At 71.3% G+C, this 25,903-nt stretch carries 24 protein-coding genes; 13 read left to right on the top strand and 11 right to left on the bottom strand.

Translation table 11 applies throughout. From position 1 onward, the window contains the following. The first annotated feature begins 338 nt into the window (after positions 1–338). Entirely contained in the window at positions 339–719 is a 381-nt protein-coding gene (locus SROS_RS14965) for an STAS domain-containing protein (protein ID WP_012889782.1), read from the top strand. Between the two features lie 42 nt (positions 720–761). Here SROS_RS14965 and SROS_RS14955 read toward each other — a convergent pair whose 3' ends face one another. Both SROS_RS14955 and SROS_RS14950 read right to left on the bottom strand, forming a co-directional pair. Then, a complete protein-coding gene (locus tag SROS_RS14955) occupies positions 762–1,046 on the bottom strand; it encodes a hypothetical protein (RefSeq protein ID WP_012889781.1) in 285 nt (94 codons plus the stop codon). Positions 1,047–1,362: 316 nt separating this feature from the next. Continuing rightward, on the bottom strand, positions 1,363–2,664 hold the full coding sequence (locus tag SROS_RS14950; protein WP_043655664.1) for an aspartate aminotransferase family protein: 1,302 nt from the start codon (positions 2,662–2,664) through the stop codon (positions 1,363–1,365). Between the two features lie 136 nt (positions 2,665–2,800). Here SROS_RS14950 and SROS_RS14945 point away from each other — a divergent pair, with 136 nt between their 5' ends. The 5 genes from SROS_RS14945 (at position 2,801) to SROS_RS14920 (ending at position 7,855) form a co-directional block, all read left to right on the top strand. After that, the gene (locus SROS_RS14945) at positions 2,801–3,661 is read left to right on the top strand and encodes a fumarylacetoacetate hydrolase family protein (protein ID WP_218919842.1); all 861 of its coding nucleotides are present in this window, start codon (positions 2,801–2,803) and stop codon (positions 3,659–3,661) included. A 17-nt stretch (positions 3,662–3,678) separates the two neighbouring features. Beyond that, a complete protein-coding gene (locus tag SROS_RS14940; RefSeq protein WP_012889778.1) occupies positions 3,679–4,770 on the top strand; it encodes a helix-turn-helix domain-containing protein in 1,092 nt (363 codons plus the stop codon). Positions 4,771–5,028: 258 nt separating this feature from the next. Then, a complete protein-coding gene (locus SROS_RS14930; RefSeq protein ID WP_081453118.1) occupies positions 5,029–5,829 on the top strand; it encodes a BadF/BadG/BcrA/BcrD ATPase family protein in 801 nt (266 codons plus the stop codon). Continuing rightward, complete coding sequence (locus SROS_RS14925; protein ID WP_012889777.1) at positions 5,826–7,118, top strand: hypothetical protein; 1,293 nt, start codon at positions 5,826–5,828, stop codon at positions 7,116–7,118. Before SROS_RS14930 ends, SROS_RS14925 begins: the two co-directional genes overlap by 4 nt. Continuing rightward, positions 7,115–7,855 carry an SIS domain-containing protein gene (locus SROS_RS14920; RefSeq protein ID WP_012889776.1) on the top strand — a complete coding sequence of 247 codons (741 nt, stop codon included), beginning with the start codon at positions 7,115–7,117 and terminating at the stop codon, positions 7,853–7,855. Before SROS_RS14925 ends, SROS_RS14920 begins: the two co-directional genes overlap by 4 nt. 48 nt (positions 7,856–7,903) lie before the next feature. Here SROS_RS14920 and SROS_RS14915 read toward each other — a convergent pair whose 3' ends face one another. From SROS_RS14915 to SROS_RS14890, 6 genes are read right to left on the bottom strand one after another with little or no spacing between them, the layout of a single operon-like run. Then, positions 7,904–9,238: a GTP cyclohydrolase IIa gene (locus SROS_RS14915; protein ID WP_012889775.1), complete on the bottom strand. Its 1,335-nt coding sequence runs from the start codon at positions 9,236–9,238 to the stop codon at positions 7,904–7,906. 52 nt (positions 9,239–9,290) lie between these two features. Continuing rightward, the gene (locus tag SROS_RS14910) at positions 9,291–10,127 is read right to left on the bottom strand and encodes an amidohydrolase family protein (RefSeq protein ID WP_012889774.1); all 837 of its coding nucleotides are present in this window, start codon (positions 10,125–10,127) and stop codon (positions 9,291–9,293) included. Beyond that, positions 10,124–10,867: an amidohydrolase family protein gene (locus SROS_RS14905; RefSeq protein ID WP_218919841.1), complete on the bottom strand. Its 744-nt coding sequence runs from the start codon at positions 10,865–10,867 to the stop codon at positions 10,124–10,126. Before SROS_RS14905 ends, SROS_RS14910 begins: the two co-directional genes overlap by 4 nt. A 10-nt stretch (positions 10,868–10,877) precedes the next feature. Next, entirely contained in the window at positions 10,878–13,016 is a 2,139-nt protein-coding gene (locus SROS_RS14900) for a heparinase II/III family protein (protein WP_012889772.1), read from the bottom strand. Position 13,017: 1 nt separating this feature from the next. After that, the gene (locus SROS_RS14895; protein ID WP_012889771.1) at positions 13,018–14,046 is read right to left on the bottom strand and encodes a Gfo/Idh/MocA family protein; all 1,029 of its coding nucleotides are present in this window, start codon (positions 14,044–14,046) and stop codon (positions 13,018–13,020) included. After that, on the bottom strand, positions 14,030–15,325 hold the full coding sequence (locus SROS_RS14890; protein ID WP_012889770.1) for an ABC transporter substrate-binding protein: 1,296 nt from the start codon (positions 15,323–15,325) through the stop codon (positions 14,030–14,032). Before SROS_RS14890 ends, SROS_RS14895 begins: the two co-directional genes overlap by 17 nt. A gap of 295 nt (positions 15,326–15,620) precedes the next feature. Here SROS_RS14890 and SROS_RS14885 point away from each other — a divergent pair, with 295 nt between their 5' ends. The 7 genes from SROS_RS14885 to SROS_RS14855 all read left to right on the top strand — a co-directional run bounded on the left by SROS_RS14885 (position 15,621) and on the right by SROS_RS14855 (position 23,120). Beyond that, positions 15,621–16,517: a carbohydrate ABC transporter permease gene (locus SROS_RS14885; RefSeq protein WP_218919840.1), complete on the top strand. Its 897-nt coding sequence runs from the start codon at positions 15,621–15,623 to the stop codon at positions 16,515–16,517. Continuing rightward, positions 16,514–17,347, top strand: coding sequence for a carbohydrate ABC transporter permease (locus tag SROS_RS14880; RefSeq protein WP_012889768.1), 834 nt, complete (start codon positions 16,514–16,516; stop codon positions 17,345–17,347). The genes SROS_RS14885 and SROS_RS14880 overlap by 4 nt, the downstream gene beginning before the upstream one ends. A gap of 24 nt (positions 17,348–17,371) precedes the next feature. Then, complete coding sequence (locus SROS_RS14875; RefSeq protein WP_012889767.1) at positions 17,372–18,910, top strand: hypothetical protein; 1,539 nt, start codon at positions 17,372–17,374, stop codon at positions 18,908–18,910. 206 nt (positions 18,911–19,116) lie between these two features. After that, the gene (locus tag SROS_RS14870) at positions 19,117–20,169 is read left to right on the top strand and encodes an iron-siderophore ABC transporter substrate-binding protein (protein WP_012889766.1); all 1,053 of its coding nucleotides are present in this window, start codon (positions 19,117–19,119) and stop codon (positions 20,167–20,169) included. Further along, positions 20,166–21,191, top strand: a complete 1,026-nt coding sequence (locus SROS_RS14865) for a FecCD family ABC transporter permease (RefSeq protein WP_012889765.1) — start codon at positions 20,166–20,168, stop codon at positions 21,189–21,191. Before SROS_RS14870 ends, SROS_RS14865 begins: the two co-directional genes overlap by 4 nt. Positions 21,192–21,291: 100 nt before the next feature. Then, entirely contained in the window at positions 21,292–22,332 is a 1,041-nt protein-coding gene (locus tag SROS_RS14860; protein ID WP_012889764.1) for a FecCD family ABC transporter permease, read from the top strand. Next, complete coding sequence (locus tag SROS_RS14855; RefSeq protein WP_012889763.1) at positions 22,311–23,120, top strand: ABC transporter ATP-binding protein; 810 nt, start codon at positions 22,311–22,313, stop codon at positions 23,118–23,120. Before SROS_RS14860 ends, SROS_RS14855 begins: the two co-directional genes overlap by 22 nt. A gap of 131 nt (positions 23,121–23,251) precedes the next feature. Here SROS_RS14855 and SROS_RS14850 read toward each other — a convergent pair whose 3' ends face one another. From SROS_RS14850 to SROS_RS14840, 3 genes are read right to left on the bottom strand one after another with little or no spacing between them, the layout of a single operon-like run. Next, entirely contained in the window at positions 23,252–24,262 is a 1,011-nt protein-coding gene (locus SROS_RS14850) for an aliphatic sulfonate ABC transporter substrate-binding protein (protein WP_012889762.1), read from the bottom strand. Then, positions 24,259–25,062: an ABC transporter ATP-binding protein gene (locus SROS_RS14845; RefSeq protein WP_012889761.1), complete on the bottom strand. Its 804-nt coding sequence runs from the start codon at positions 25,060–25,062 to the stop codon at positions 24,259–24,261. Before SROS_RS14845 ends, SROS_RS14850 begins: the two co-directional genes overlap by 4 nt. Then, the gene (locus SROS_RS14840) at positions 25,059–25,901 is read right to left on the bottom strand and encodes an ABC transporter permease (RefSeq protein ID WP_012889760.1); all 843 of its coding nucleotides are present in this window, start codon (positions 25,899–25,901) and stop codon (positions 25,059–25,061) included. The genes SROS_RS14845 and SROS_RS14840 overlap by 4 nt, the downstream gene beginning before the upstream one ends. Between the last annotated feature and the right edge of the window lie 2 nt (positions 25,902–25,903).

Genomic DNA, 25,903 nt, shown 5'->3' with positions numbered 1-25,903 from the left:
AGCCGCTGCTCCGCCTTCTCCCCGGCGTCATCACCACGGCCCCAGCCGTCCCGGCGATCAGCCCCTGCCACAACGCGCGCTTCATCATGACGTCTCCGTACCCGGCAACCACGCCTTCACCGGCCCGTCCGTTCATCCCCCGGTCGAGCCCGGCTCGCACTCGGGCGACCGAGGCCCGGGCCGGTTCCTTCCGCTCCTCCTCCGGCCACCGGGAACACGATACGACGACCGTTCATCCGGACCCCCTGGGACCACCGCCGAGACGGTCGACCCCGCCCGCCATCGGCCGGGCCCGCGCTCCGCACTGACCGGCGAACCACAGGAGCGAAGAACCGATCATGACATCCCAGCGACAGCACCTGCCCGTGCTCGCCGTCTCCGCCACGCTGCGCGACGGGGTGAGCATCATCCACGTCGCCGGTGAACTCGATCTGGCGACGGCGCCGACACTCCGGCGGCACTTGCGCGCCGCCACCCTTCCTTCCGCTCCGCCGGTGCTGATCGTGGACGTCCGCGAGGTCTCCTTCTGCGACTCGGTTGGGTTGAGCGAACTGGTCCTGGCGTTACATCGCAGTCAGACCGGCGGACAGCGGCCGATGCTCAGCGGCCAGCACAGGAGCCTTGAGCGGCCGCTGTACCGCACCGGCCTGCACAACGCCTTCGAACGACACGCCAGCTGTGATGCCGCGCTGCGGCAGGTGGGCGTCGAAGCCGACTGATGATCTCTCTGATGCCAGAAACGCCTGAACTCAGCTCGTATTTCAGCGCTGGCAATGGCCTCCCGGCAAGTCCTTGTCTGGTGTCCCTTTCCCGATATCTCGACAAAAGACCGGCCCCTCGGTCTCCAGCCGGTACTCCTCACCGGACTTGGCGCGATTGTCGTCGATGACCACCTCGCTGGGCGGCCGTTCTCCGCCCATGATCTCCTCCTGCCACTTCTCGAAACGCTCGTGGGCGTCCTGGACGTAACCGGTACCGACCGTGGTGAAATCGATCCGCGTGGCCAGCAGCTCGCGCAGGTAGCCCTTGTTCGGCTCGAAGGTCACCGGCGCGGGCGCGACCCTCCGCGGCCATGGTGTGAGGCCCCCGGTCGCCTTCGACGAGGTGGCGGGTGAACGACCACGACGGGATTCGCCAAGGAGAACTGACAAGCCGTTCTCCCGGGCGTCGTGAGCCGCGTCCCCAATCCCGTCGGGGACGCGGGCCATACGCGACCCCGGCGCCAGGCGCGCAGGCCGGGCCGACCTCGCCACACGGCCCGTACCGCATGTAGGTGGTGAGCCTCCCCGGGAGTGTGGCGGTCCGAGGGGCCGGGCAGGCGTCGCCCCTTCGTCGTGACCGGGGCGACGCCACACCCGGTGGTCAGAGCGCCCGGAGCGCCCCGGCGAAGGCGTCGACGGTGGCGTCGATGTCGGACTCGGTGTGCGCGGTGGACAGGAACCACAGGCCACGCGGCACCATGTTGACGCCGCGGTCGAGCAGCGCCGCGTGCAGCCGGGCCATCATCGCCCGGTCGGTCGCGGCGAAGTCGCGATAGTCGCGTACCGCGCCGGCGTCGGTGAAGTAGGTCTGGAAGACCGGCCCGGGACCGTCCACGAGCAGCGGCACGCCCGCCTTCTCCGCCGCGGCCCTGATGCCCTCCATCAACGCCGAGCCGCGGGCGAACAGCGTGCCGTAGACCTCGTCACGCCGCTCGTCGAGAACGCGCAGCGTCGCCTCGGCCGCCGCGATTCCTACGGGCTGGGAGTTGAACGTGCCCGCGTGGGCGACCTTCCCCGTCGAGATGTGGTCCATGACGGACGCCTTTCCGACGAGCGCCGACACCTGCATGCCCCCGGCCATGGCCTTGCCGAACACCGACAGGTCCGGGGTGATACCGAGGTACTCCTGCGCTCCGCCGGGCGCCAGCCGGAAGCCGGTGATGATCTCATCGAAGATCAGCAGGCTGCCGTGCTGGTCGCAGAGCTTCCGTACGGCTTCGAGGTATCCGGGGTCCGGCAGGATCGCCCCGGTGTTGCAGAGCACCGGTTCGGCGATCACCGCGGCGATCTCGGCACCGTAGCGGTCCATCAGGCGGGTCAGGGTCTCCAGGTCGTTCCACGGGCAGACGATCAGGTCCTCGCCGTGGCCCTCCTGCTGACCCGCCGTACCGGGCACCGCGACGGGAGCGTCGGCCGGGCCGGCCAGGTCCAGGGCGGGATGCACGCTGTAGAGGACGGGGTCCAGCCAGCCGTGGTAGTGCCCTTCGAACTTGAGGATCCTGGAACGGCCGGTGAAGCCGCGCGCCAGCCGGAGGGCGGCGTGGACCGCCTCGGAGCCGACGGTGTTGAAACGGACCCGTTCCGCCGAGGGCACCATCGCGCACAGCCGCTCGGCCACCCGGACCTCCGCGGCGTGCTGGGCCGAGTAGACCATGCCCCGCGCGGCCTGGTCCGAGATCGCCTCGACCACCTCGGGCGGGCAGTGCCCGAGCAGCGCGGGCCCCTGGCCCAGGACGTAGTCGACGTAGGCGTTGCCGTCCACGTCCCAGAGACGCGCGCCCTGCGCGCGGTCCACGTAGAGCGGGACGCCGGTGGTACGGCGAGCGTCGCTGGAGACCCCTCCAGCCAGGTACTGCTGCGCGGTGGAGTAGAGGTCGCGGCTGACGTCCAGATTGCGGGTCATGACGACCATCAAAGGGCGCATCGCCCGCCGCGGACAAGGAAGAGCGCAAGGGAGGGGTCGTCATCGCAAGGATGGGTTCTTGTGACGTCCCGACCGAGCTGGTGAGCTGGGGCACAACCCTCAGGAAGGAATAGCCGTGTTTCTCGGGCGTATCCGGCGGACTCCCGCCGACCAAGTCGAAGTTGTGGCCTGGCGCGAGGGCGGCGAGCTTCTCAGCCTGTCCGGTCTTGACGGGCCCTCCGATCCGGTGGCCCTGCTGAACCGGTTCGGGCTCGACCGGCTCACCGGGGAGGTGGACCGGCTCTGGGCCACCGCGTCCTCGCTGCTCGACGAGTCGGCGGTGCTGTTCGAGCCACCGGTGGCCACCTGTACCAAGATCTGCTGCCTGGCGCTCAACTACGTGGAGCACGCCGAGGAGAGCGGGCTGGAGGTGCCGCCCTCGCCGGTGCTGTTCTTCAAGCCGCCGTCCTCGCTGACCGGCCACAACCGCCCGGTCGTGGCTCCGGCCCGGACGCGGCATCTGGAGCACGAGGTGGAGCTGGCCGTCGTCATCGGGTCGGTGACCCGGGACCTGCCGGCCGAGCGCTGGCGGGAAGCCGTGGCCGGCTACACGGTGATCAACGATATGACGGCCCGCGACCTGCAGCTGGCGAACATCGACCGCAACGTGCCGTGGGACCAGGCCAAGGGGTTCGACACCTTCGCCCCCGCCGGGCCGTATCTCGCCACCGTGGACGAGGTGCCCGATCCCCAGGCGCTCGAACTCCGCCTGGAGGTGGACGGCCAGGTGCGGCAGCGGGCGAACACCAAGCAGATGGTGTTCGGGATCCCCCAGCTGATCGCCGACCTGTCGGACGGGATGACGCTGGAGCCCGGCGACCTCATCGCGACCGGCACCATCGCCGGGATCGCCCCCCTCCAGGAGGGCGACGTCATGCGGGCCACGGTGGCCGGCGTCGGAACACTGGTGAACAGGGTTACATTTAGGACCGCCTAAATAGTACTATTCGGCGCATGAACGCGCCCTTCACGGTCGCCGCGCTGGTCGACATCGACGACTTCGTCGCCTCGCGGCGGTCGCGCGGGCAGCCGTGGGCCCGCCACCAGCTCGACCGGGCCGGGCGGGCGGTTCAGGCGGTGACGTACGGCCGGCCGGCGGCGAGCTGCCGTTCGATGCCTCCCGACGAGTGGCTCGTGCTCCTGACCGGCGACGATCCCCGCACGCTCATGACCGACGCGGGCGGGCTGGCGGAGGAGCTGCGCACCCGCATCGTGCGTGAGACCGAGTTCACCGCCACCGTCAGCCTGGGCACCCCGCACAACGGGCCGGACGGGGTCACGGCGGCCGAGCGGGGCGCCCGGTGGACGAACTCCTACAAGCTCCTGCTCGGCGGGGACCAGGTGATCACCTCGCCCGCGCCGGACCGGCCGGGCTCACCGCCTCCGGTGCGGATCGAGCCCGAGCTGGCCCGCCGGATCCAGGTCGGCGACGCCGGCGGCGCGGCCGGGCTGCTCTCCAACTGGGTGGACCGGTGCCTGCAGGAACGCGACCTGGACCCGAAGACCCTGCACAGCTGGCTCATGGGCGAGCTGCTGTTCGTCGTCGACGTGGTCAACGGCCCCCGGCTCACCGGCGGCTCCACGGACTGGCTGGACGCCTGCGCCCGGCTGCCGGTCGAGAGGCTGATCACCGTGACCGAGATCCACGAGCGCTCCTACCTGCACATCTGGCTGGAGGAGACCGTCAGGCGGCTGGTGCCGGGCGACGGCGCCAAGGACATCCTCACGATGGCCGAGAGCTACCTGACCGCGCACTACGCCGATCCCCGGCTCAGGCTCGCCACGGTCGCCGAGGCGATCTCCGCCAGCCCCTTCTACATCTCGCACCTGTTCGCGGAGGAGCGCGGGACCACCTTCCTGCGCCACCTCACCGGGCTGCGCCTGCGCCACGCGCGGACCCTGCTCAGCACCTCCGCCCTGCCGGTCGACGTGGTCGCCACCGAGTCGGGCTACCTGAGCGCGAAGGCCCTGCGGAGCGTGTTCCGGCGCCATGTCGGCTGCTCGCCCACCGAATACCGGCGCCAGACATATCGGGCTCGACCATAAATAAGAAGTTACTGAATTATCGCACAGGTTATTGAATTAAGGTCTGCACCGAAATTAGGGTGGCCCGCATGGAACTGGCAGTCGACGGCGGACAGAGCGGGCTGCGGCTCGGGCTCGCGTCCGGCGGGCGGATACTCCTGACCCGCGAGGAAGCGGGCCTGGCCTACGCGAGCGGACTCACGGTCGACGCCGTCGCACAGAAGGTGCTGGCGGCCTGGCGGGCCCTGGCTCCGGCGGCCGCCCCGGGCGCCCCCGGCCCTGCCGGAGGCCACAGGCGCCTCGGCCCTGCCTGCGGCGCCGGACGCCGCGGTCGGCACGATCTGCCTCGGGCTCACCACGCTGCTGGGCGGGCCCGCCGCCGACCGGGAGCTGGCCGAGCGCCTGTTCACCGGGATCGGTGCGCGGCGCGTCCTGCTCACCAGCGACGTCGTCACCGCGCACGCCGGCGCCTTCGCCGGGCGCTCCGGCGTCGTCCTCGCCGCGGGCACCGGCGCGATCGCCCTGGGGGTGGCGCCGGACGGCCGTACCCGGCAGGTGGACGGCTGGGGATACCTCTACGGCGACGCGGGCAGCGGCTTCTGGATCGGCCGGCGCGGCCTCGACGCCGCCTACCGGGGATTCGACGGCCGCGCGACCCCGGGCCCGCTCACCGAGCGCGCCCGGCACGTGTTCGGCGATCTGGGAACCGCTCCCCAGCGGCTCTACCTGTCCCCCGATGCCGTCGCCCAGGTCGCGGGCTTCGCCGTCCACGTGTTCGACCTGGCCGCCGAGGACGCCACCGCGCGGGCGATCGTCGAAGAGGCCGGCCGCGAGCTCGCGGCAAGCGTCGTCGCCGCCGCCCGCTGCTTTCCCGGCGACGAGCCGGTGCCCGTCTCCTGGACCGGCCGCCTGCTCCGCGCGCCGGCCCTGCGCGCGGCCTTCGAAGCCGAGCTGACGGCCCGCCTGCCCCGGGCCCTGCCGGCGGCCCCGGCCGGCGACGGCCTCGCGGGCGCCGCCCTCCTCGCCGCCACCCCGCGGCCCGGCCACTACCGGACGCTCGTCCGGACGGTGGAGCGATGAGGGTCGGGCACGGGACGGCCCGCCTGCCCGTCCCTCCCGGCACGCCGATGGGCGGCTACCTCGACCGGCCCGGCGTCTCGGCCGGCGAGCTCGACCCGCTGCAGGTGGGCGTCATCACCTGGTTCGACGGGCGGCGGCGCTTCGCGCTGGCGGTCGCGGATGTGATCTGCGTCAACGACGACCTCTCCCGGCAGGCCAGGCAGGCGGTCTCGGCGACCTGCGAGCTGTGGCTGGCCGCGACGCACACCCACGCGGGCCCGGAGACCGGGTGCGTGCCCGGTGGCGGGCCGACGCCCCAGCCCTGGCGTGACCGGATCGTGGAAGCCACCCGCACCGCCCTCGCGCGCGCGATGGCCGCCGAACGGCCTGCGGGAGGCTCGGCCCACCAGGGCGGGCTACGCGACGTGGGCGCCGCCCGCGGCGTGCCGTCGGCCGAGCCCCTGGTGCCGCTGGACGTCCTGGCCGTCCGGGATCCGGCGGGCCGCCTGGCGGGCGTGCTGGCCGTACTCCCCGTTCACCCCACGGTGCTGCCCTCCGGCAATCTCCTGGTGAGCGCCGACCTGGTCGGCGCGGTGCGCGGGGCCCTGCGGGCACGGCTGGGATCCGGCGTCTGGGTCCTGGTCGCAACCGGTACGGCCGGCGACATCAGCACCCGCCACACCCGCCGGGGCCAGGACGCCGCCGAGCTCGACCGGCTCGGCGGCCTCGTCGCCGACCGGTGCGCCGAACTCGTCGAGGCCGCCGCCGCCGAGGCCTGGACCCCCGGCTCCGCGATCGGCTGGGCGTCGAGGCGCTGCTCCCTGGCCCGAGGCTCCTCGGTCGCCGACCCGCAGGCCCTCCTCGCCGAGCTGCGCGCCGCCCACGAGCGGTCCCGGGCCGCCGGCGACGCGATCGCCACGCGCATGGCCCTGAGCCGCCTGGAAGGCGCCCGCCTCCTCGCCGAGACGCCGCCGGAGCCCACGCCCGGCACCGCCCGCCCACCGGGCGGAAAACCGCCGGCGCCCATCACCACCGAGGTGAGCGCCGTGCGCCTCGGCAGGCTCGCGCTGGCCGCTCTGCCGGGTGAGCCCTTCGTCGCCACGGGCGAGGCCGTCCGCCGGACGCGCCCGGACCCGACGTTCGTGCTGGGATACGTCAACGGCTATCCGGGCTACCTGCCGACGGCCGCCGCCTATTCCGGCCAGGAGTACGAGGTGCTGGCCGGCCGGGTCGCACCCGGCAGCGCCGAGTTCCTCGCCACGACCGTCTCAGAACTGCTGCACGACCTCGACACCCCGGAGGACTCATGATCGGCCAGGCGGCGTATGCGGAGATCGCGCGGGCGGCGGTCGACCGGCTGCTCACCGGAGAGCACGCAACGATCGCGCGGGCCGGGGAGCTGGTCTTCCACGCGCTGCGAGCGGGCGGGGTGCTCCAGGCGTTCGGCACCGGACATTCCAGATCGGTCGCCCTGGAGCTGGTGGGCCGGGCCGGCGGGCTGGTCCCCGCCAACCAGCTCGGCATCCGCGACGTCGTCTACTACGGCGACGTCGCCCCCGCGGCCACCCTCGACCCGAAGATCGAGCGCGAACCCGGGCTGGCGGAGCGGATCTGGGAGCTGGCCGACATCCGGCCGGAGGACGTCTTCGTGATCATCTCGAACTCGGGCGGCAACGCCTCGGTCGTCGAGATGGCCCGCCTCGCCGCCGACCGCGGGCATGTCGTGATCGCCATCACCTCCCGCGCGCACACGAGCCGGGTCACCGGGCGGGAGAGGCTCGCCGACCTGGCCCACGTGGTCATCGACAACGGCGCGCCGTACGGTGACGCGACCGTGGAGCTGCCCGGCGGGGACGCCGTCTGCCCGGTCTCCAACCTCACCGGTGTCCTGATCGCCCAGCTCCTGGTCGCCGAGGTGGCCGGCAGGTACGTCGCCGAGGGCGTGTCGCCGCCCGTGTTCAGGTCGGCCAACACCCCGGGCGGCGACGCCCACAACGACCTGCTCCTGGCCGGGTACGGCCGGCGGGTGCGGCTCGGCGACGCTTGAGCACCTGGTACGGCCGGCGGGTGCGGCTCGGCGACGCGTGACCGCCGGCTAGCGGAGCGACCGCTCCATCACCAGCCGGTACGGCTGCCGCGGACGCCCGGCCTGGGCCGCGCGCACGGTCGGCATGGGCCAGGCCAGCCCCTCCTCCACCAGGCCCTGCAGGACCCGGCGCGCGCTGCGCGGGGCGATGGACAGGATGTCCGCCACGATCTCGGCGTCCACCACCCTCGCCTCGGGCCCGTCGCCGAGCCCCTCGACCAGCCGCTCCAGGACCTTCGCCGCCTTGGAGGTCACCGCGGGCTCGCTCGCCGCCTCGACCCTGCGGCGCTGGCGCAGCGGCAGGGACAGCACCGTTCCGTCCAGGCCGACGAGGAAGGCCGCGGCGGCGTCGGCGCCGCGCGCCTTCTCCACGGCGAGCATCGCGTTGGAGTCGGCGTCCCGGGCCGTGTTTCCCAGCCCGATGCCGACCTCGACCGCGACGCCCACGTCGGTGCGGATCCGGTCGATGAAGGGCGCGACCCGGAAGCCGTCGGTCGCCTGCGAGAGCGAGCCGACGGTGGCGGTGACCACGTAGCTGTTCTCGTCGCGCGGGACCACGGTGGCGCCCATCAGCCTGGCGTCGGCCAGCAGCGCCTGTTGCAGCGAGAGCTTCAGCTCCTGCTGCCAGTAGTTGCCCGGCCCCGAATAGCTGGGCCGGGCCGAGGCCGCCAGCTCCACCAGGACGATGGCGATCTGCGACTCCTCCAGCCGGCTGCCCGTCCCGAGGAGCGCCGCGGTGTTGAGCGCGAGCCGCAAGGTGTGCGGGGTCGGCAGCATCCGCAGCACGGGCACCTGGGCGGCGACCAGCTTCTTGGCCACGGTCCTGATCGTGGTCAGCGCCGCGGTCGTGGTCCCCTGCCGGTAGAGCTTCTCGTGGAAGCCGATGAAGCCGCGCGCCGACTCCGGCTGGTCGTACTCCGACAGGTGGACCTGGTCGGTGCTCACGCCGATCTCGCCGTAGGCCTCGCGCACGTCCGCGGCGGAGATCGAGTCGATGCTCACCCTGGCCGGGTCGATGCCGTGGCTGAGCACGCCCCGCAGCAGGCTGGAGTAGAGGCCCGAGCCGTTGACAGGGACGAACGTCGCGGGCACCGGCAGCTCACCCGACTGCCGGGCCAGGTCGTGCTGGAGAGGCCCGGTGAAGAGGACGACGTCGATGCTGTCGGCGATCTTGCAGAACTTCTCGTATGTCTCGCGCTCCTCCGCGTGCGGGGCACCGACCAGCCGCCAGTCCGCGGCCGCGGGCAGATCCGCCCCGATCGACATGATCTGCTCGACCAGGTCGTGCGGCCCCACGACGCCGATCGTCACCCTCGATCGCGTCTCGGACCGTAGCCGCTCCATGACCGTTGTCACCCCTTATCCGAGTCGCCCCCACGGGGATCATAAATCGCGCTCAGGGTGTGGTCACCTGACTGGAACGTGCTCGCCGGGCGTTGTCCCGCCACTGGAGCAGATCGGTCATCGTTCCACCGAGCACGGCGGCTCTGGCATCGTCACCGAGATCACTGAAGAGTACCCGTCCGAGCGACATCCGGAGGTCGATGAACGGGAAGTCGGAGCCGAACACCACCTGTCGCGGGCCGACCTCGCGCACCATGCGGGCGATGTCGGCACCTGTGTTGTACGAACCGCACACCTCCAGCACCACCTCCGGACGGCGCTGTGCCACCTCGATGGCCGCGTCGAACCCCAGCGGGGTGGCGCCCGCGTGCCCGGCGAGGATCACCACCCCCGGGTAGCGGATGGCCATCTCCTCCACCATAGGCAGGTCGTTGTACGGCGAGCCGTCGTAGGTGTGCGTGAGCACCGGGCAGCCGGTGCGCTGCGCGAACTCCCACACCGGCGCGTACCTCGGTCCCGTGAGCGGGTAGACGTGCAGGTCCGGATGGAGCTTGATGCCCCCGAAACGGGGGTCCTCCCCCCACTTCCCGATCTCCCCCACCGGGTCCTGCCACGGGTTGACGGTCAGGTAGCCGGTGAACCGGTCGGGGGCGTGGCCGACGGCCTCGGCGGTCGCCGCGTTGCCCGCCGCGGCGTCGAGCTGGATCGCCAGGTGGCTGGAGAGGACGGCGTGCGACACCCCGCACCGGTCCATCACCCTGACCATCGCCGCCGGTCCCGCCTCGGGGATGAAGAACAGGCTGTACGGCCCGGTGTGGGCGTGCGCGTCGACGATCCGCAGGCTGCGCTGGGGACGGCGCTCCCACAGGGCGGACGTGAGGGGGTTCAAGCTGCTCTCGCCTTCTTGCGGAGCAGGCTCCGCAGGTTGCCCGCGCCGATCGCCGCCACCGCTCCGTCGTCGAGCTCCGACCAGAGCAGCCGGGTGACCGCCTCGGCCGGATCACGGGTGGGCGCGCCGGTGCCGAAGACCAGCCGCTGCTCGCCGAACCGCTCGACGAGCCACTCCAGGCCGCAGTGCGAGGAGAGGTTGGCCAGCCCCAGGTGGACGTTCTCCGTGCGGGCCAGGACGCCGGCCGCCTGGCGCAGGACGCGGTAGCCGAGCCCGCCGACCACGATCGCGAGGTGCGGGCGGGCCGCGGCGACCGCCTCCACCTGCGGCCACGTGGTCTGGGCGGCGTCGAGGAGCAGGGGGAGCCCGGCTTCGGCGACCGCGTCGAGCATCGGCGCCGCGTCCACGCCCGCGAGGTCGTAGCCGTGGTCGGCGGGGTAGGCGCGCACCGCGTGGACGCCGCTCTCCAGGGCGGCGGTCACGAACGCCGCCGGGGTTCCCGTCTCGCCGCAGGTGTCGGGGAGCATCACCCAGCACGGGTGCAGCCGGGGCTGGCCGGCGACCAGCTCCAGCAGCGCCCGGTTGCCGGTGCGGGGGTCGTGCAGCCACGACAGCGTGTGCCCGACCAGCGCCTCGGAGATGCCGAAGCGGTCCATCCCGGCCAGCGCCTCCGCGACGGTGCCCGCGCCGACGTCGCGGGCGGGATGGCGGCCCAGCATCGCGTCGGTGTCTATCAGCACGGGCCCTCGGCTACTCATCGGCTGCTTCCAGGTGCCATCGACCGGACGACGGGAGGGTGACCGTGAGGCCCGGGCGCAGCCGTACCCCGTTGAGCGCGAGCCTGGTCACGCCGGGGGCGTGGACCCTCAGCTCGGTGCACCGGTCGGTGTCCACCACCGCGGCGAATCCTCCGCGGTAGGTGACGTCGGCCGCGACCAGTCCGCGGGCCTCGACCAGGGCGATCCCGTCGTGGACGAGGGAGGGGCCCCAGCAGGCGGCGGCGAGCAGGACTCCCTCGGTGTCGCAGCGCGTCCACTGGTGACCCGAGAAGGCGTCGACGACGCCGTCGAGGGAGACCTCGCCTCCGCGCAGCCGTACCGCCGGAGGGTCCTCGGCGTAGGGGAAGAGACCGACCGTGAACGTTCCGGCCCGCTGACGCAGGCCGAGGGTGTGCACCTCGCCGTACTCCGCGGTCCTGGCCACGGGGTCGGGGATCCGGCTCGGCCCGCGGCCGTGCAGGACGCCCGTGACCGCCTCGGGGTCGGCGGGGATCACGTAGAGGCCGGGGCCCCGCACGTTGGCGTGCCCTCCGGCCCGCTCCGTCCAGGGCGAGCGGCCGTGCACCTGCCAGACGGCCTCCGGGCCGTCCTCGATCTCGTCGGTCACCAGCCAGTACGACGGGGAGTCGCGGACGAAGACGATCCGCCGGTCGTGCCTGCTGGGGTAGCCGTGGTGATGGCCCGCGAACACGTCCACGTGCGGCAGGGCCGCGAACGTGTCGCAGGTGGCGTCACGGTCGGCGACGAACTCCTCGCCCGGCAGGAGCACCGTGTTGTGCCCGCGGGTCGCCTGGTACCAGTCGTAGTAGCCGGGATCGTCGTAGGACGGCGGACCGCCCGCCTCCCACGCGAGGGGCACGCCCCAGCCGGACAGTACGAAGTCCAGCGCCGCGTGGTGGCTGTGCGGCTCCAACTCGTGGCCGACGAACGGCCCGTAGTTCACCACCGTGTGCAGCGAGTCGGGCTCCCATCCCGTGCGGAAGACCGCGTACCGGCTGGTGTCCAGGGTGCGGGAGGAGGAGTCGGGCTCGCTCGCCGGAGCGGGCACGGGCGCGCCGTCCGGGCGGGGCGGCAGCCACGCCAGCTCGCCGCGCAGCTGCTCGGGCGTCAGCCAGCGCCGGGCGAGCTCCTCGTAGCCGGGATCGCCGAGCAGGTAGTGGCCGCGCAGCAGGTGCGCGGCGGGCCAGAACAGACCGCTGTCCTGCAGGTGGGGGATCCACCCGGCGGGGGTGACGAGCGCGACGTACCAGTCGTGCATGGCCCGGACCCTCGGGTGGCCGGCCAGGTCCCAGCCCAGGTACTGCTCGCCGATGACAGCGGCCCGCTGGACGGCCTCGACGCACATGCTGTGGTAGCCGGGAGAGCGCTCGTGGTGCCCGCCGTCGGCCCGGACGTCGAGTTCGAGGTGGTCGAGGATCCGCGCCTTGGCGATCTCGGCCCAGCCGCCCGCCTCGCCGAACTCGGGGAAGACCGCGGCGACGTGCAGGAGCTCGGACGCGCACGCGAACTGCCAGTTGCCCTGCCGGAACTCGTCGTGCTCCTCGGCCGCCCAGCGGGCGCCGCCCAGGATGGTCTTCACCATCCGCAGCCAGCCCTCGCGGCTGAGCGCGGGCTCCTCGCCGAAGACCGCCAGTGCCTGGGTGACCAGGGAGGAGCGCGCCCAGACGCCGAGGGAGTACCAGATGACGTCGAGACCGGGCCAGTCGCCGGCCACGTGGTCCCGGCTGTCGTACCACTGGCCGAACAGCCGGTCCCACTCCTTGGCGTAGGCCGGGTCGCCGGTCAGCGCGTAGGCCGAGACCAGCGGCGACATCCACCTCAGGTAGTGGAATCCGTAGAGCCTCGACCGTCCGCGCCCCTTGTCCAGGAAGTCGACCTCGGTGCCGAGGAGCTCGTCGGCGGCGGCGACGGCCTGCGCGGCGGCCTCCGTCCCGGACATGGCCGCCGCCCAGCGGGCGACGTCGAACACCGGCCGGGGCCCGGTCCTGGTGGACAGGTGGCGGCGCAGCTCCTCCACCGTCGCGGTCCCGGTCGCCGCGAGCAGGTCCTCATCGGTGATGTGACGCATCCGCACGGGATCGATGTGTGGCGGTCTCTCCACGTACTGCACGTCAGTCCCTCCCCGCGACCTTCACCGGCAGGCCCGTCCGCGCGGACTCGTGCGCGGCGGCGAGCACCGCGGTGACGTGGCGGGAGCTCTCGACCGTGATCAACGGCTCGGTTCCCGTCCGGGCGCAGTGCACGAAGTGCTCGATGGCGTCGCGGTAGGCGCCGGCCGGAATGCCGTGGACGACGCGCTGGAGCATGTTCCGCGGGTAGGTGTAGCCCTTGTCGGTGGCGAGCTGGATGTTCTCCCGCTGCCGGTCGAGCTGGACCACGCCGTCCTCTCCGACCACGGTGACGTAGCTGTCGACCATGGTCGGGAAGGTGTTGGGATAGATCCAGGCCGACTCGAACGTGGCGGTGGCGCCCCGGCTGAACCGGGCCTGGATCTGCATGGCGTCGGGGGTGTCGACGCCCATCGCCCGGAGCTTGCCGTGGCGGGCCGTGGCGAAGACCTCGACCACCTCGTCGTCGAACAGCCAGGTCACCAGGTCGATGTCGTGGCTGGACAGGAACCAGGCGCAGGTCGTCCGGTCCGCCCAGCCGATCATCTCGGTGGGCACGTGGATCGTGTCGTTCTTCCTCGCGTAGCCCACGACCGCCTCCCCCAGCAGGGGCATCTGGTCCTTGGCCTGGGCGTAGGCGGGCACCCAGCGGTGGTTGAACAGGCACATCGCGACCACGCCCGCCCGCCGGATCGCCGCGAGCGCGCGGTCGGCGTCGGCCACCGTCGTGGTGAACGGCTTCTCCACCAGGATGTGGACGCCCGCCTCGGCCGCCGCCACCATCACGTCGGCGTGCAGGTGGTCGGGCGTGGTGATCGACACCGCGTCGACCGTGCCGGAGGCCAGCAACTCCTGGTAGTCGAGGTGGACGGCGGCTCCCACCCGCCCGGCCAGTTCCTCCGCGTGCTCCCGGGTACGGCTGGCCACGGCGGTGATCTCGGCATGCGGATGGGCCGCCAGCACCTCGGCGTGCCCGCGGCCCATGATCCCGGCGCCCACGATGCCGACTCGTAGCTTAGACAAGAGCGTCATTCCAATTCTTCTCTGCGGTGTCGAGCGCGTCCTTCACGCTCTTCTGTCCCTGGAACACGGCGCGGATCTCCTCCGCCAGGGACTCGGCGAGCTCGGTGTCCTTGGCCGTGCCCATCGGTGTGTACTCCAGTTTCGGCAGCCCCTTGACGATCACCTGGCGGGCGACGTCCATCGGCTCGGTGCCGCCGGTGCCGGTGAAGAAGGCGTCCTTCGTCGAGGAGATCGTCGACGGGTAGATCGGCACGATCTTGCAGAAGGCGAGCTGGTTGGCGCCGTTGGTGAAGAACTTGATGAACTCGGCCGCCGCCTTCTTGTGCTTGGAGGCCTTGGGGATCGTGAACGTCTGCTGGGCGTTGAGCAGGTAGCCGCCGCCGGCCGTCCGGACGGGCTCGGTGACGACGAGGTCCTTGTAGATGTCGGGGGCGTTCTTCTGGATGTTGACCAGGGTCGAGCCGTTGGCGCTGGCCGTGAAGGCGACCTGGCCGTTGTCGAGGCTCTGCGGAAGGGCGCGGACGTCCTTGGAGACGGAGCCCGGCGCGATGCCGTGCTCGTCGTAGCTCTTCTTGAACCTCTCGATGATCGCGGCGACCTCGGGGGTGTTGAACGCCGCCTTCTTCCTGTCCTCCGACAGCAGCGTGACCCCGTAGTAGCGCAGCACGGAGACGACGGACGGCCCGGGGATCTCGTTGATGCCGTAGACCTTGGTCTCGTCGTAGACCTTGGCCGCCAGGTCCAGTGCCTCGTCGTAGGTCTTCGGCGGCGCCTTCTCGTCGAAGCCGGCCTTGGACACGACCGACTTGCGGTACATCGCCACCGGGGCGCCGCCGTTGTACCAGGGCACCCCGTAGAGCTTGCCGTCCTGGCGCAGCGGCTCCACCAGGTTCGGCTGGAAGTCGGCGAGGTCCTCCGGCTTGAAGTAGTCGTCCATCGGCGCCAGCGACGGGATGAACCTGCCGATGTCGGGAGAGCCCAGGTTGACCGCGTCGGGCACGTCACCGCTGGCCATGGCCGCGAGCAGCTTGGTCGCGCTGTCCTGGCCGGGCACGTCCACCCACTTGACGGTGACCTTGGGGTGTTCCTTCTGGTACTGGGTGATCAGCCCGGTGACATAGTCGTTGAAGTTCTTCTTCAGGTTGATCGTCCAGAATTCGACCTCACCCTCGAACGGCTGGTCGGCCGCGGCGGAGGGGGCGCCGGCGGAGGTGCCCGCCACGCACCCGGTGGTGAGAACCGCCAGCGCCAGCAGCCCTGCCGCTAACGCCGTCCTGGGTGGAGTCATTACGAGCCTCCTGAATTGCGGCCGTCCTTAAATCATTCTTTCGGCACAATGTCAGCCCGGTCACGCCCCGTCAAGCCCCCGGATCCGCCTCTCTCACAACTCTTCCGGCCAGCCCGTTCACCCTTGACGAACGCGAATCGGCAAAGATACGCTCCCGGAATTCTGGCCTGCCGTTATCTAATCTACGGCCCTCACAAATTCGCGCTGAAGGGTGTTAGCGCCGATGGCCATACACGTACAAGAGAGCCACGCGCCTTCGGCGGCCCCGATGCGGCGTGGCCGCGGAAAACGCGACGTGCGAGCGCCCCGGCCCGGCAGGTTGCCGGGGCAGCGCTGGTACACGCCCTACCTCTTCCCGCTGCCGGCCCTGATCCTGTTCGGGGTCTTCTTCGCGTGGCCGGCGATCACCGCGATCCAGCTGTCGTTCTTCGAGTGGGACGCGATCTCCGAGCCGGTCTTCGTGGGCGCGGGCAACTTCGTCCGGCTCATGGGCGACGACAGGTTCTGGACCGGCCTGGGCAATTCGCTGCTGTTCCTGGTGGGGATGTTCCCGCTGCTCGTCGTCGTCCCGCTGCTGCTGGCCGTACTCGTCAACCAGAGACTGCCGGGCATCAAGACGTTCCGGATGCTCTACTACCTGCCCGTCGTGACCTCGATGGTCGCGGTCGGCGTCGCCTGGGAGTACGTCTTCAACCAGCAGGGCGTGCTCAACTGGATCCTCACCGGCTTCGGCGTCCTCGACCAGCCGATCCAGTATCTCCTCGACCCCGTGTGGGCCCTTCCGGCCCTCGTCCTCGTCGAGGGCTGGAAGAGCATGGGCGTCTTCATGATGATCTATCTCGCCGGGCTGCAGACCATCCCCACGAACCTCTACGAGGCCGCCAAGGTCGACGGCGCCTCGGCCTGGCACCGGCTGCGCCACATCACCGTCCCGCTGATCGTCCCCTACATCGCGGTCACGCTGACCATGGAGATGCTTGAGGCGATGCAGGTCTTCACGTCCGTCTACGTGATGACCCAGGGCGGCCCGCAGGACTCCACCCTCACGCTCGGCTACTACATCTGGTCGGCGGCCTTCCAGAAGTACGACATGGGTTACGCCAGCGCCATGGGCCTCGTCCTGTGGGTCCTCCTGATCCTCATGGCGCTGGCCAACTACCGGATCACCAAGGGAAGGACGGTCACGCCATGACGCCGAGGCTCGCCTTCTGGCTGCGGCGCGCGGGCATGTACGTCCTGCTGACCGCGATCGCCCTCGTCTTCGTCGGCCCGTTCCTGATCCTGCTCTCGGCGGCCTTCAAGCCCGCCGGCCAGGCCGTCTTCTCCTTCCCGCCCGACGTCATCCCCCGGCCCCCGGTCCTGACCTGGGTGAAGGAGGCGTGGACGACCATCCCCTACCCGACCTACCTGATCAACTCGGTCATCTACGTCGGCGTGATGGTGCCCGTGTACATCATCGTCTCCGCGCTGTGCGCCTACCCGCTCGCCCAGATGAACTTCCGCGGCCGGAACCTCATCTTCTTCGCCATCCTGTCGACGATGTTCCTGCCGGGCGAGGTCATGCTCCTCCCCCGCTTCCTGGTGGTCTCGCAGCTCGGCATGGCCGACAGCTACGCGGGCGTGATCCTGCCCGGACTGCTGTCGGCCTTCGGGATCTTCCTGCTCCGCCAGACCTTCACGGGCGTGCCGCGCGAGGTCATCGACGCTGCGCGCACCGACGGCTGCCACGAGCTGAGGATCTTCTGGCACGTCATGCTGCCCGCCGCGCGCCCCACCCTGGCGATTCTCGGCATCTTCGGCTTCATCTCGGTCTGGAACAGCTTCATATGGCCGATGGTCGTGCTGAAGGACTCCGCGATGTACCCGATCGCCCTGGGGATCTCCTACCTCGCGGGCGTCACCGGCACCGACGTCCGCAGCCTCGCCGCCGGAACCGTCATCTCGATCCTGCCCGTCGTCATCTTCTTCATGATCATGCAACGTCACGTACTCGAAGGCATGCGCGGCGCGGTCAAGGGCTGACGTCGCGCGAAAGGTGGTCGAGCAATGCTGTCACGCAGGCAATTCGCGCTGGGATCTCTCGCCCTGGGAGTTCTCGGCACCACAGGTACGGCCCGCGCCGCCGCGGGCTACGACTACACGGCCAGGGAGACCTTCGACCTGTTCGACAAGGTCTTCCACTCCAGCGGCGCCCTCGGCCAGCCGACCGACCACAACGAGCAGGGCGGCCTGGGCTGGGGTCAGTCCTACGCGCTTGCCGCCTTCATCAGGATGTACGAGGCATACCAGGACACCTCCTACCTGGACCGGCTCATCCACAACGCCGACCTCATGCTGGCCATGCGCGACTCGGAGCGGGGCGTGGCCGACTACCGCGGCCTCTCGCTGCCCGTCTGGCGCAACCGGAGCTACACCGCCGGAGGCGTCACCCTGCTCGATCCGGCCGGGCAGCCGCTGCTGGAGGTGCGCAGCGCGCTGACCAACGTCGACGACGCCGTCGCGACCGTCCGGGCGGGCACGAGCGAGGACCGGTTCACCCTGGAGGTGGCCAACGCCCCCAAGGCCAAGGTGTCCACCTTCGCCAACCTCACCATGGACCCGGCCGGCCCCGACTACGCCGTGCGCCGCGTCCTCGACGCCTACCCGTCGGCGACCATGGTGACCGTCCGCGACCTCAGGGACTCGCCGGCCGCGGGTCCGATCCCCGCCCTGGGGACGGCCGGGCTGGCCGCCTCGCCGGCGCACTTCTCCGTGCACACCGGCATGATCACCTATCCGCTGGCGTCGTTCGTGCGGATCGTCTACCGCACCCCGGGCCTGCGCCGTGACCGGCGCTACAAGGCCAAGGCCGACGAGTATCTCGCGGCCGTCCGGGACGCCGCGGCCGTCCACGACCGCGAGTGGGTGCAGAACGACGCCGGGCTCGGCCACTTCATCTGGCCCAAGGGGATGCCCGTCCCCTACGACGGCACGGAACAGCCCATCAACCAGAGTCTCGGGCTGGGCCAGACCTACGCCGAGCTGGCCGCCGCGACCGGCGACCCCACCTACCTGGACCGCACCCGCCGCCTGGCCCGCGCGTTCGCCGGGGACCTGAAGGTCGACGCGGACGACGCCTACGTCTGGCCGTACTGGCCGACGTTCGGAAAGCTCTACAACGGCTACACCAAGGCCGACGACGTCTCCGAGTACACCCCGTCGTACGGATCACCGGGCAAGGGCGCCCAGCAGGTCGAGGACCTCAGCCACGGCGCGATCGACGTCGAGTTCGCCGCGCTGGCCTTCCGCCGGAAGATCCACTACAGGGGCCGCGACATGGAGCGCTTCGCCCGCACCTACACGAAGAACCTCGCGACCTCCGACAACGGTGTGGCGACCACCCTCGTCCGGGTCGACGGCACCGGCGCCCTGGCCACCGCCGGGCAGTACCTCCAGGCTCCCCGCTGGATGCCTGTGGCCCAGTGGGACGAGACCCTCTTCACCCATGCCCGCGCGGTCTACGACGACCACGCCGTCGAGTCGCAGTACGGTTCCACGCTGCTCTGCGTCGCCTACCTCAACTGGCACGCCCGCCGGAGGGGCTGAGAGGAGGCCGGCCGGGCCGGTGTGCGCGCCGTGCGGGAGGGGCGACGGGGCCCGGCCGTCGCCCGAGCGGGGATGTCATGGGCCCCCAACGAGGCATGGAGGTTACGTAGGCTAGGCTTACCTAACTTTGAAAGTTCGGGGCCGTGGCCCGTGCCTCCTCGCGCGGCCGGTACACGGCCGCGCATCCATATGCACAAGGATCATCCATGCCGTTCAGGTTCCCTCCCGTGCGCCGCCCCGCGCTCACGCTCTCCGCGATCGCCGCCGCGGCCGCCCTCGCCCTCGGCGGCTGCTCCGCGGCCGGGGAGAAGCCCGCCGCCGCTCCGGCGCAGACCACCGGCGGGACGGCCGCGTTCCCGGTCACGATCGACAGCGCCCTCGGCCAGGCGAAGATCACCGAGCAGCCCGAGCGCGTCGTCACCCTGGGACAGGGATCGACCGAGACCGCCATCGCGCTCGGCTTCACGCCGGTCGGCATCGAGAGCTACGCGTGGGGCAGCGACAAGACCGGCTACCTGCCGTGGATCCACGAGGCGGTGACCAAGGCCGGCGGCACGCTGCCGAAGCAGTTCGCCGGCGGCGAGGACATCGACTTCGACACCATCGTCGAGCTCGAACCCGACGTGATCCTGGCGCCCTGGTCCGGCATCACCAAGGAGCAGTACTCCGTCCTGTCGGGCATCGCGCCGACCGTGGCCTACCCGGATCTCCCGTGGAGCACGAACTGGGACCAGCAGATCGAGATCATCTCCAAGGCGCTGGGCAAGCCGGCCGAGGCGCAGACGCTGATCTCGACGATCAAGAAGCAGCTCTCCGACGCCGCCGCGACCCGGCCCCAGTACAAGGGCGTCACCTTCTCCTACATCTACACCACCGGCCCCGGCACCCTCGGCGTCTTCAAGCCCGAGGAGCAGCGGGTCGAGATGGTCACCTCCCTCGGCCTCACCCCCGACCCGGTGGTGAACTCCTTCAAGGAGACCGAGGGCACCGACTCTGCCCTCATCGGCCTGGAGAACGCGCAGAAGCTCGCCGGGAGCGACCTGATCTTCACCTTCTACACCGACGGCAAGACCCGCAAGGAGATCGAGGCGCAGAAGCTCTACGCCGCCATCCCCGCGGTCAAGCGCGGCGGCGTCGTCGCCAGTGACGACACCCCGTTCGTCACCGCGTCGTCGATCATCAACCCGCTCACCGTGCCGTGGGTGATCGATCGTTACCTGCCGCTGATCGACAAGGCCGTCGCCACCACCGGCAAGTGAGCCCCACCTCCACCGGCACCCCGTCGAACGGCGCGCGCGTCGCTCGGCGGGTGTTCCTCCCGATCGCCGCGCTCGCGGTGCTCGCGCTCGCGATCCTCGCGAGCGTCGCGCTCGGCAGCCACCCCACCTCGCCGTCCGACGTCATCGACGTCCTGTACGGCACCGCGGATCCGAACACCACCGCGGTGGTGGAGAGCCGCTACCCGCGCACCGCGCTCGGCCTGCTCGCCGGGCTCTGTCTGGCCGTCGCGGGAACGCTCATGCAGGGCGTCACCCGCAACCCGCTCGCCGATCCCGGACTGCTCGGGATCACCGCGGGAGCGTCGGCCGCCATCGTCACCGCGATGGCCTTTCTCGGCGCCTCCGGCCAGGCGAGCACCGTGTGGTGGGCCCTGCCGGGAGCGCTCCTGGCGGGACTGCTCGTCCACGTCATCGGCTCGGTGGGCGCCGGCGCGGGCCTGGCCCGGCTGGTCCTGGCCGGAGCGGTCGTCTCGGCCGTCCTGATGGCCTACGTCCAGGCGGTGACGCTGAGCAGGCCGCAGGTCTTCGACAGCTACCGCTACTGGGTGGTCGGCGCGCTGGGGGGACGGGACTTCGGCGTGCTGATGTCGGTCCTGCCGCCGGCCGCCCTGGGCCTGGTGCTCGCCGTACTGCTCGCGCCGGGCCTGAACACGCTCGCGCTCGGCGAGGAGTCGGCGTCGGCGCTCGGCGCGGATCCGGCCCTGATGCGGGCGGGCGGGATGCTCGCGGCGATCCTGCTGAGCACCGCGGCGACCGCGGCGGTCGGGCCCATCGCCTTCGTCGGCCTGGCCGTACCGCACATCGTCAGGGCGCTGGTGGGCGTCGACGCCCGCGCGCAGATCGCCTTCTCGGCCGTCGCCGGTCCCGCGCTGCTGCTCCTGGCGGATGTCGCGGGCCGCGTCGTGCTGCGTCCGCAGGAACTGATGGTCGGCGTGGTGACCGCGTTCGTCGGAGCGCCGGCGCTGCTGCTGGCCGTACGCAGGATGAAGAGCACCGCGTGAGCCCCGCCCACCGGAGCGGCGGCCTCACCGCCGGCCGTACACATGATCGGGAGACCGCGTGACCCCGCCCGCCGGCCGCACGCAGGATGGAGGAGGCCGCGTGACCCCGGCTCCGCGCGGCTACGTCACGATCGGGCGCTCGGTGGCGCTTCCGGTCGCCCGCGCCTCCGTCATCGCCGTGATCGTCACCGTGTCGCTCCTGGTCGCCGCCGCCGTCGCCACGCTCTCGCTCGGCCGGCTCGGCATCGCCCTGCCCGATCTGGTGAGCGCGCTCACGCGGGGCGCCACCGGCAAGCAGGCGTTCGTGCTGGAACGGCTGCGCGGCCCCCGCCTGGTCGTGGCCGTCGGCGCCGGCGCCGCGCTCGGCCTGTCCGGCGCGCTGTTCCAGACGGTCACCCGCAACCCGCTGGGCAGTCCGGACGTGATCGGGCTGAGCGCCGGCGCCGGGGCGGGCGCCGCGTTCGCCGTGCTGCTCCTTCCCGGCGTGCTCCCTGCCCCGGCCGGCGCCCTGGCGGGTGCGGTGATCGCCATGGCACTGGTGCACATGTCGACCGGCACCGGGTTCCGCAACCCCGGGCGGCTCATCGTCGCGGGCATCGGCGTCCACGCGATCGCCACGGCGTTCACGCAGTACGTCGTCTACGCCGTGGAGCGGGACAAGGCCACCGTTCTCACCGCGTACATCAACGGCAGCCTGACCGCCCGCTCCTGGGAGCACGCCGTCACGATCTGGGCGGTCCTCCTGGCCGTGGTGCCGCTGGTCGCGCTCTTCGCCCGGCGCCTGAACATCTCCGAGATGGGCGACGAGCTCGCCGGCTCGCTCGGCGCCGAACCGCAGCGGGCCAGGGCCGTCGCCGTCACGCTGTCGATCGTCCTGTCGGCGGGCGCCGTCTCCGTCGCGGGGCCCATCGCGTTCATCGCCCTGACGGCACCCCAGATCGCCAGGCGCCTCACCCGCCTGCCCGGCCCGCACCTGACGCTGTCCCCGCTGGTCGGCGCGCTGCTGCTGGTGCTCGCCGACCTCGCCGCGCAGCAGGCGCCCGTCCCGGGCAACCTGCCCGTCGGCATCTACACGCTGGCCGTCGGCGGCCTCTACCTCGGATACCTGCTGACCCGCGAATGGAAAAAGGGAAGCCTGTGAGCAGCGAGAGCGGCCTGGCCGCGCGGGACGTGACGATCTCCTACGGCGGCGCCCCCGTGGTCCGCGACGTCAGCCTCGACATCCCGCACGGCGGGTTCACCATGGTCATCGGGCCGAACGGGTGCGGCAAGTCGACCCTGGTCAAGGCGTTCGCCCGGGTGCTGAAGCCCGCCCGGGGAAACATCCTGCTGCACGGGCGCGACCTGTGGTCCTACCGGGGCCGGGAGGCCGCCCGGCACGTGGCCCTGCTCCCGCAGAACCCGATCGCTCCCGACGGCATCACCGTGGGCGGCCTCGTACGGCGGGGCCGCTACCCCCACCACACGCTGCTGCGCCAGTGGTCACCCGACGACGACACCGCCATCGGCTTCGCCCTCGACCGGACGGGCCTCCGGGACCTCACCGAGGCGCAGGCCGGTCGGCTGTCCGGCGGTCAGCGCCAGCGCGCCTGGATCGCCATGGTGCTGGCGCAGCAGACGGACCTCCTGCTGCTCGACGAGCCGACCACCTTCCTCGACATCGCCCACCAGTACGAGCTGCTGGAGCTCTGCCGGGAGCTGCACGAGGACGGCAGGACCATCGTCGCCGTCCTGCACGACCTCAACCAGGCCGCCCGCTTCGCCTCCCACCTGATCGTGATGAAGGAGGGACGGGTGATCGCGCAGGGCCCGCCGCCGGAGGTGCTGACGCCGGAGCTGGTCGAGGAGGTCTTCGGGCTGGCGTGCGACATCGTGCCCGATCCCCGGACGCTCACCCCGATGGTGGTCCCGCACGCCCGCCGGCCCTGACCGGGGATCGGCGCCGGGGGACACCGATCACGCGGGGAAGGCCCGGGATCGACGCCCGGAGCGCCGATCCCGGGCCTTCCCGGGGACTGCCTTGGAGAACCTCGCCGCCGGACGCCCGGCGGCTCGGGACACTAGCCGAGGGCCGCCTTGTAGAGGTCGGCGGTGTAGTAGGTGGCGGGGTCGGGAGATTCCTTGATCTTGCCCATGGTGACGAAGATGTCGGCCAGGCCCTTGTACCAGCCGCCGACCGTGCCGTCGTCGCCGAACTTCGCCAGTTCGGCGCTGGGCAGGATCTTCGTGACGGCCGAGGCTCCCTTGAACTGCTCGGCCGGGACCTTCAGGAAGGTCGCGGTGAGCGTCTCGGCCTCGGCGGTGTTGGCCGCCACCCAGTCGTTCGCCTCCTGGATGACCTTGAGCACCTTGGTCACCGTCGCCGCGTCGTCCTTGACCAGCTCGTTGCGGGCGACGAAGGAGCTGGGGAAGCTCAGCTCGGGGTAGAAGTCCTCGCTCTTCTTCAGCTCGACCAGGTCGGGGACGTTCTTCTTGATGGTGTCGATCAGCGGGTACCAGATGGCGGCGGCGTCGACCTGCTTGGAGGAGAACGCGGTGACCACCGTGCTCGCGTCCATGGTGACCTTCTGCACGTCCGCCGGGGTGAGGCCCGCCTCCTTGAGGGCGAGCTGCAGGATCATGTCGCCGGAGGTGCCCTCGGGCACGCCGACCTTCTTGCCCTTCAGGTCGGCGATCGAGGTGATGCCGGAGCCGGCGTGGGTGATGACCCGGTCGGCCAGGCCGAGCATGTTCACCGCGATGATCTTCGCCTTCCCGGAGGCGGGCAGCCAGGTCGCGCCGGAGCCGATGTAGCCGAAGTCGAGGTCGCCCGCGCCCAGGGCCTGGATCTGCAGCGGGCCGTTGGTGAAGACCTTCAGATCGGGCGTGAGACCCTGCTTGGCCCACAGGCCCAGCTTGTCGGCGGCGGCGAGGGTCGCGCTGCCGGAGAAGTCGGCGATGTAGCCGAAGGAGACCTTCTTGGCGCCGTCGGCGGAGTCCGCGGAATCGGCGGAGGATCCGCACGCGGCGACGGGGAGGAGCAGGGCCAGGGCGGCGCCGAAGGACGCGATCAGCCGGCGGGGATGCCTCATGACGAGGTCCTTTCCATGGGGGTGGGCTGGTGGTAGACGGAGCGCCAGACCTCCCGCCGGAGTTCGGCGAACTCCGGCGACAGGCGGATCTCCTCCGTGCGCGGATAGGGCAGGTCGACGTCGATCACGCGGTGCACCCGGCCGGGCCGGGCGGCCATGACGATCACCCGGTTGGCCAGGTAGACCGCCTCGTCCACGTCGTGGGTGATGAACAGCACCGTGCGCCGCTCCCGGCTCCAGGTGTCCAGCAGCCGGTCCTGTAGCTGGACCCGGGTGAGCGCGTCGAGGGCGCCGAACGGCTCGTCCATCAGCAGGATCGTGGGATCGACCGCGTACGCGCGGGCGATGGCGCAGCGCTGCTTCATCCCGCCGGACAGGGTCTTCGGAAGCGCGTCGGCGAAGTCGGTGAGCCCCACCATGTCGATGAACCGCTCCGCCCTGCGGCGGCGCTCGGCGGCCCCGACCCCGGCGATCTTCAGGCCGAACTCGACGTTCTTCCTGACGCTCATCCAGGGGAAGAGCGCGTACTGCTGGAAGATCACCCCGCGCTGCGGGCTGGGCCCGTGCACGGTCTCCCCGTCCACCACCACCTGCCCCGCGTCCGGCTCCAGCAGGCCCGCCGCGACGTTCATCAGCGTGCTCTTGCCGCAGCCGGACGGCCCGACGACGGTGACGAACTCGCCGTCGGCGATGTCCAGGCTCACCCTGTCCAGCGCGGCGAACTCCCCGCCGCCCAGGGCGAAGCTGTGCGAGACGTCACGGAACTCGATCTTCGGAGCACCGGAGACCACCGGGCTCACCTCCGCTCCTGCCAGTTCGTCAGGCGACGCTCGGCGAGGAGCAGCGCGCGGTCCATGATGAGGCCGATGAGGCCGATGACGATCAGCTGAACGAAGATCGTCGGAAGGTCGTAGTAGAGCTGGGCCTGCTGCATGCGGTATCCGAGCCCCTCCTGGGCGGCGATCAGCTCGGCGGCCACCACCGTGGCCCAGGAGGCGCCGAGGCCGATGCGCATGCCGACGAGGATGAAGGGCGTTGAGGCGGGGACGACCACCCCGGTGAAGACGGTGCGGTCCTTCGCGCCGAGGACCCTGGCCGCGTTGATCAGCGTGGAGTCGACGGAGACCACGCCCTGGAAGGTGGAGACCACCGACGACAGGAACGAGGCCAGGAAGATCACGAATATCTTGGGGGTCTCGTCGATGCCCATGAGCACGATGGCCAGCGGGATGATCGCCAGCGGCGGGACCATGCGGAAGAACTGGAGCCACGGCTCGATCAGGCCCCGGATCACCGGGTACCAGCCCATCAGGAAGCCGACCGGCACGGCGAGCGCGACGCCGAGCACGAAACCGGTCAGAACCCGGCGGAGGCTGGCGAGGGCGTCACCCAGGAGCGTGCCGTCGCCGATCGACGTCACGGCGCGCTCGGCCACCTCGAGCGGGCCGGGGAAGCCCTGGATGCCGATGTTGGCCAGCACCACCCAGAAGACCAGGCCGAGCAGGCCGGAGCCGATCGTCAGCGGCAGCGTCGAGCGCCTCGTCCGGGAGCGGGTCTTCCCGGGGGGCACGGGGCCCTTCCCGGTCACGGCCGCCTCCCGCGCGGCGGGGGCCGCCGCGTCTTTCCTCACGGTGGCCATGC

It is taken from the genome of Streptosporangium roseum DSM 43021 (assembly GCF_000024865.1).
GTDB classification, from domain to species: Bacteria; Actinomycetota; Actinomycetes; order Streptosporangiales; family Streptosporangiaceae; genus Streptosporangium; species Streptosporangium roseum.
Note: the sequence above shows the minus strand (reverse complement) of the source record. Positions and strands in the feature narration are given on the sequence as shown.

Coding starts and splice junctions, on each gene's coding strand:
- SROS_RS14915 (WP_012889775.1), bottom strand. CDS start 9,238: ATGGAGCGGCTACGGTCCGAGACGCGATCGAGGGTGACGATCGGCGTC.
- SROS_RS14880 (WP_012889768.1), top strand. CDS start 16,514: ATGACGCCGAGGCTCGCCTTCTGGCTGCGGCGCGCGGGCATGTACGTC.
- SROS_RS14870 (WP_012889766.1), top strand. CDS start 19,117: ATGCCGTTCAGGTTCCCTCCCGTGCGCCGCCCCGCGCTCACGCTCTCC.
- SROS_RS14895 (WP_012889771.1), bottom strand. CDS start 14,046: ATGACGCTCTTGTCTAAGCTACGAGTCGGCATCGTGGGCGCCGGGATC.
- SROS_RS14890 (WP_012889770.1), bottom strand. CDS start 15,325: ATGACTCCACCCAGGACGGCGTTAGCGGCAGGGCTGCTGGCGCTGGCG.
- SROS_RS14840 (WP_012889760.1), bottom strand. CDS start 25,901: ATGGCCACCGTGAGGAAAGACGCGGCGGCCCCCGCCGCGCGGGAGGCG.
- SROS_RS14940 (WP_012889778.1), top strand. CDS start 3,679: ATGAACGCGCCCTTCACGGTCGCCGCGCTGGTCGACATCGACGACTTC.
- SROS_RS14920 (WP_012889776.1), top strand. CDS start 7,115: ATGATCGGCCAGGCGGCGTATGCGGAGATCGCGCGGGCGGCGGTCGAC.
- SROS_RS14965 (WP_012889782.1), top strand. CDS start 339: ATGACATCCCAGCGACAGCACCTGCCCGTGCTCGCCGTCTCCGCCACG.
- SROS_RS14850 (WP_012889762.1), bottom strand. CDS start 24,262: ATGAGGCATCCCCGCCGGCTGATCGCGTCCTTCGGCGCCGCCCTGGCC.
- SROS_RS14950 (WP_043655664.1), bottom strand. CDS start 2,664: ATGACCCGCAATCTGGACGTCAGCCGCGACCTCTACTCCACCGCGCAG.
- SROS_RS14855 (WP_012889763.1), top strand. CDS start 22,311: ATGGAAAAAGGGAAGCCTGTGAGCAGCGAGAGCGGCCTGGCCGCGCGG.
- SROS_RS14925 (WP_012889777.1), top strand. CDS start 5,826: ATGAGGGTCGGGCACGGGACGGCCCGCCTGCCCGTCCCTCCCGGCACG.
- SROS_RS14875 (WP_012889767.1), top strand. CDS start 17,372: ATGCTGTCACGCAGGCAATTCGCGCTGGGATCTCTCGCCCTGGGAGTT.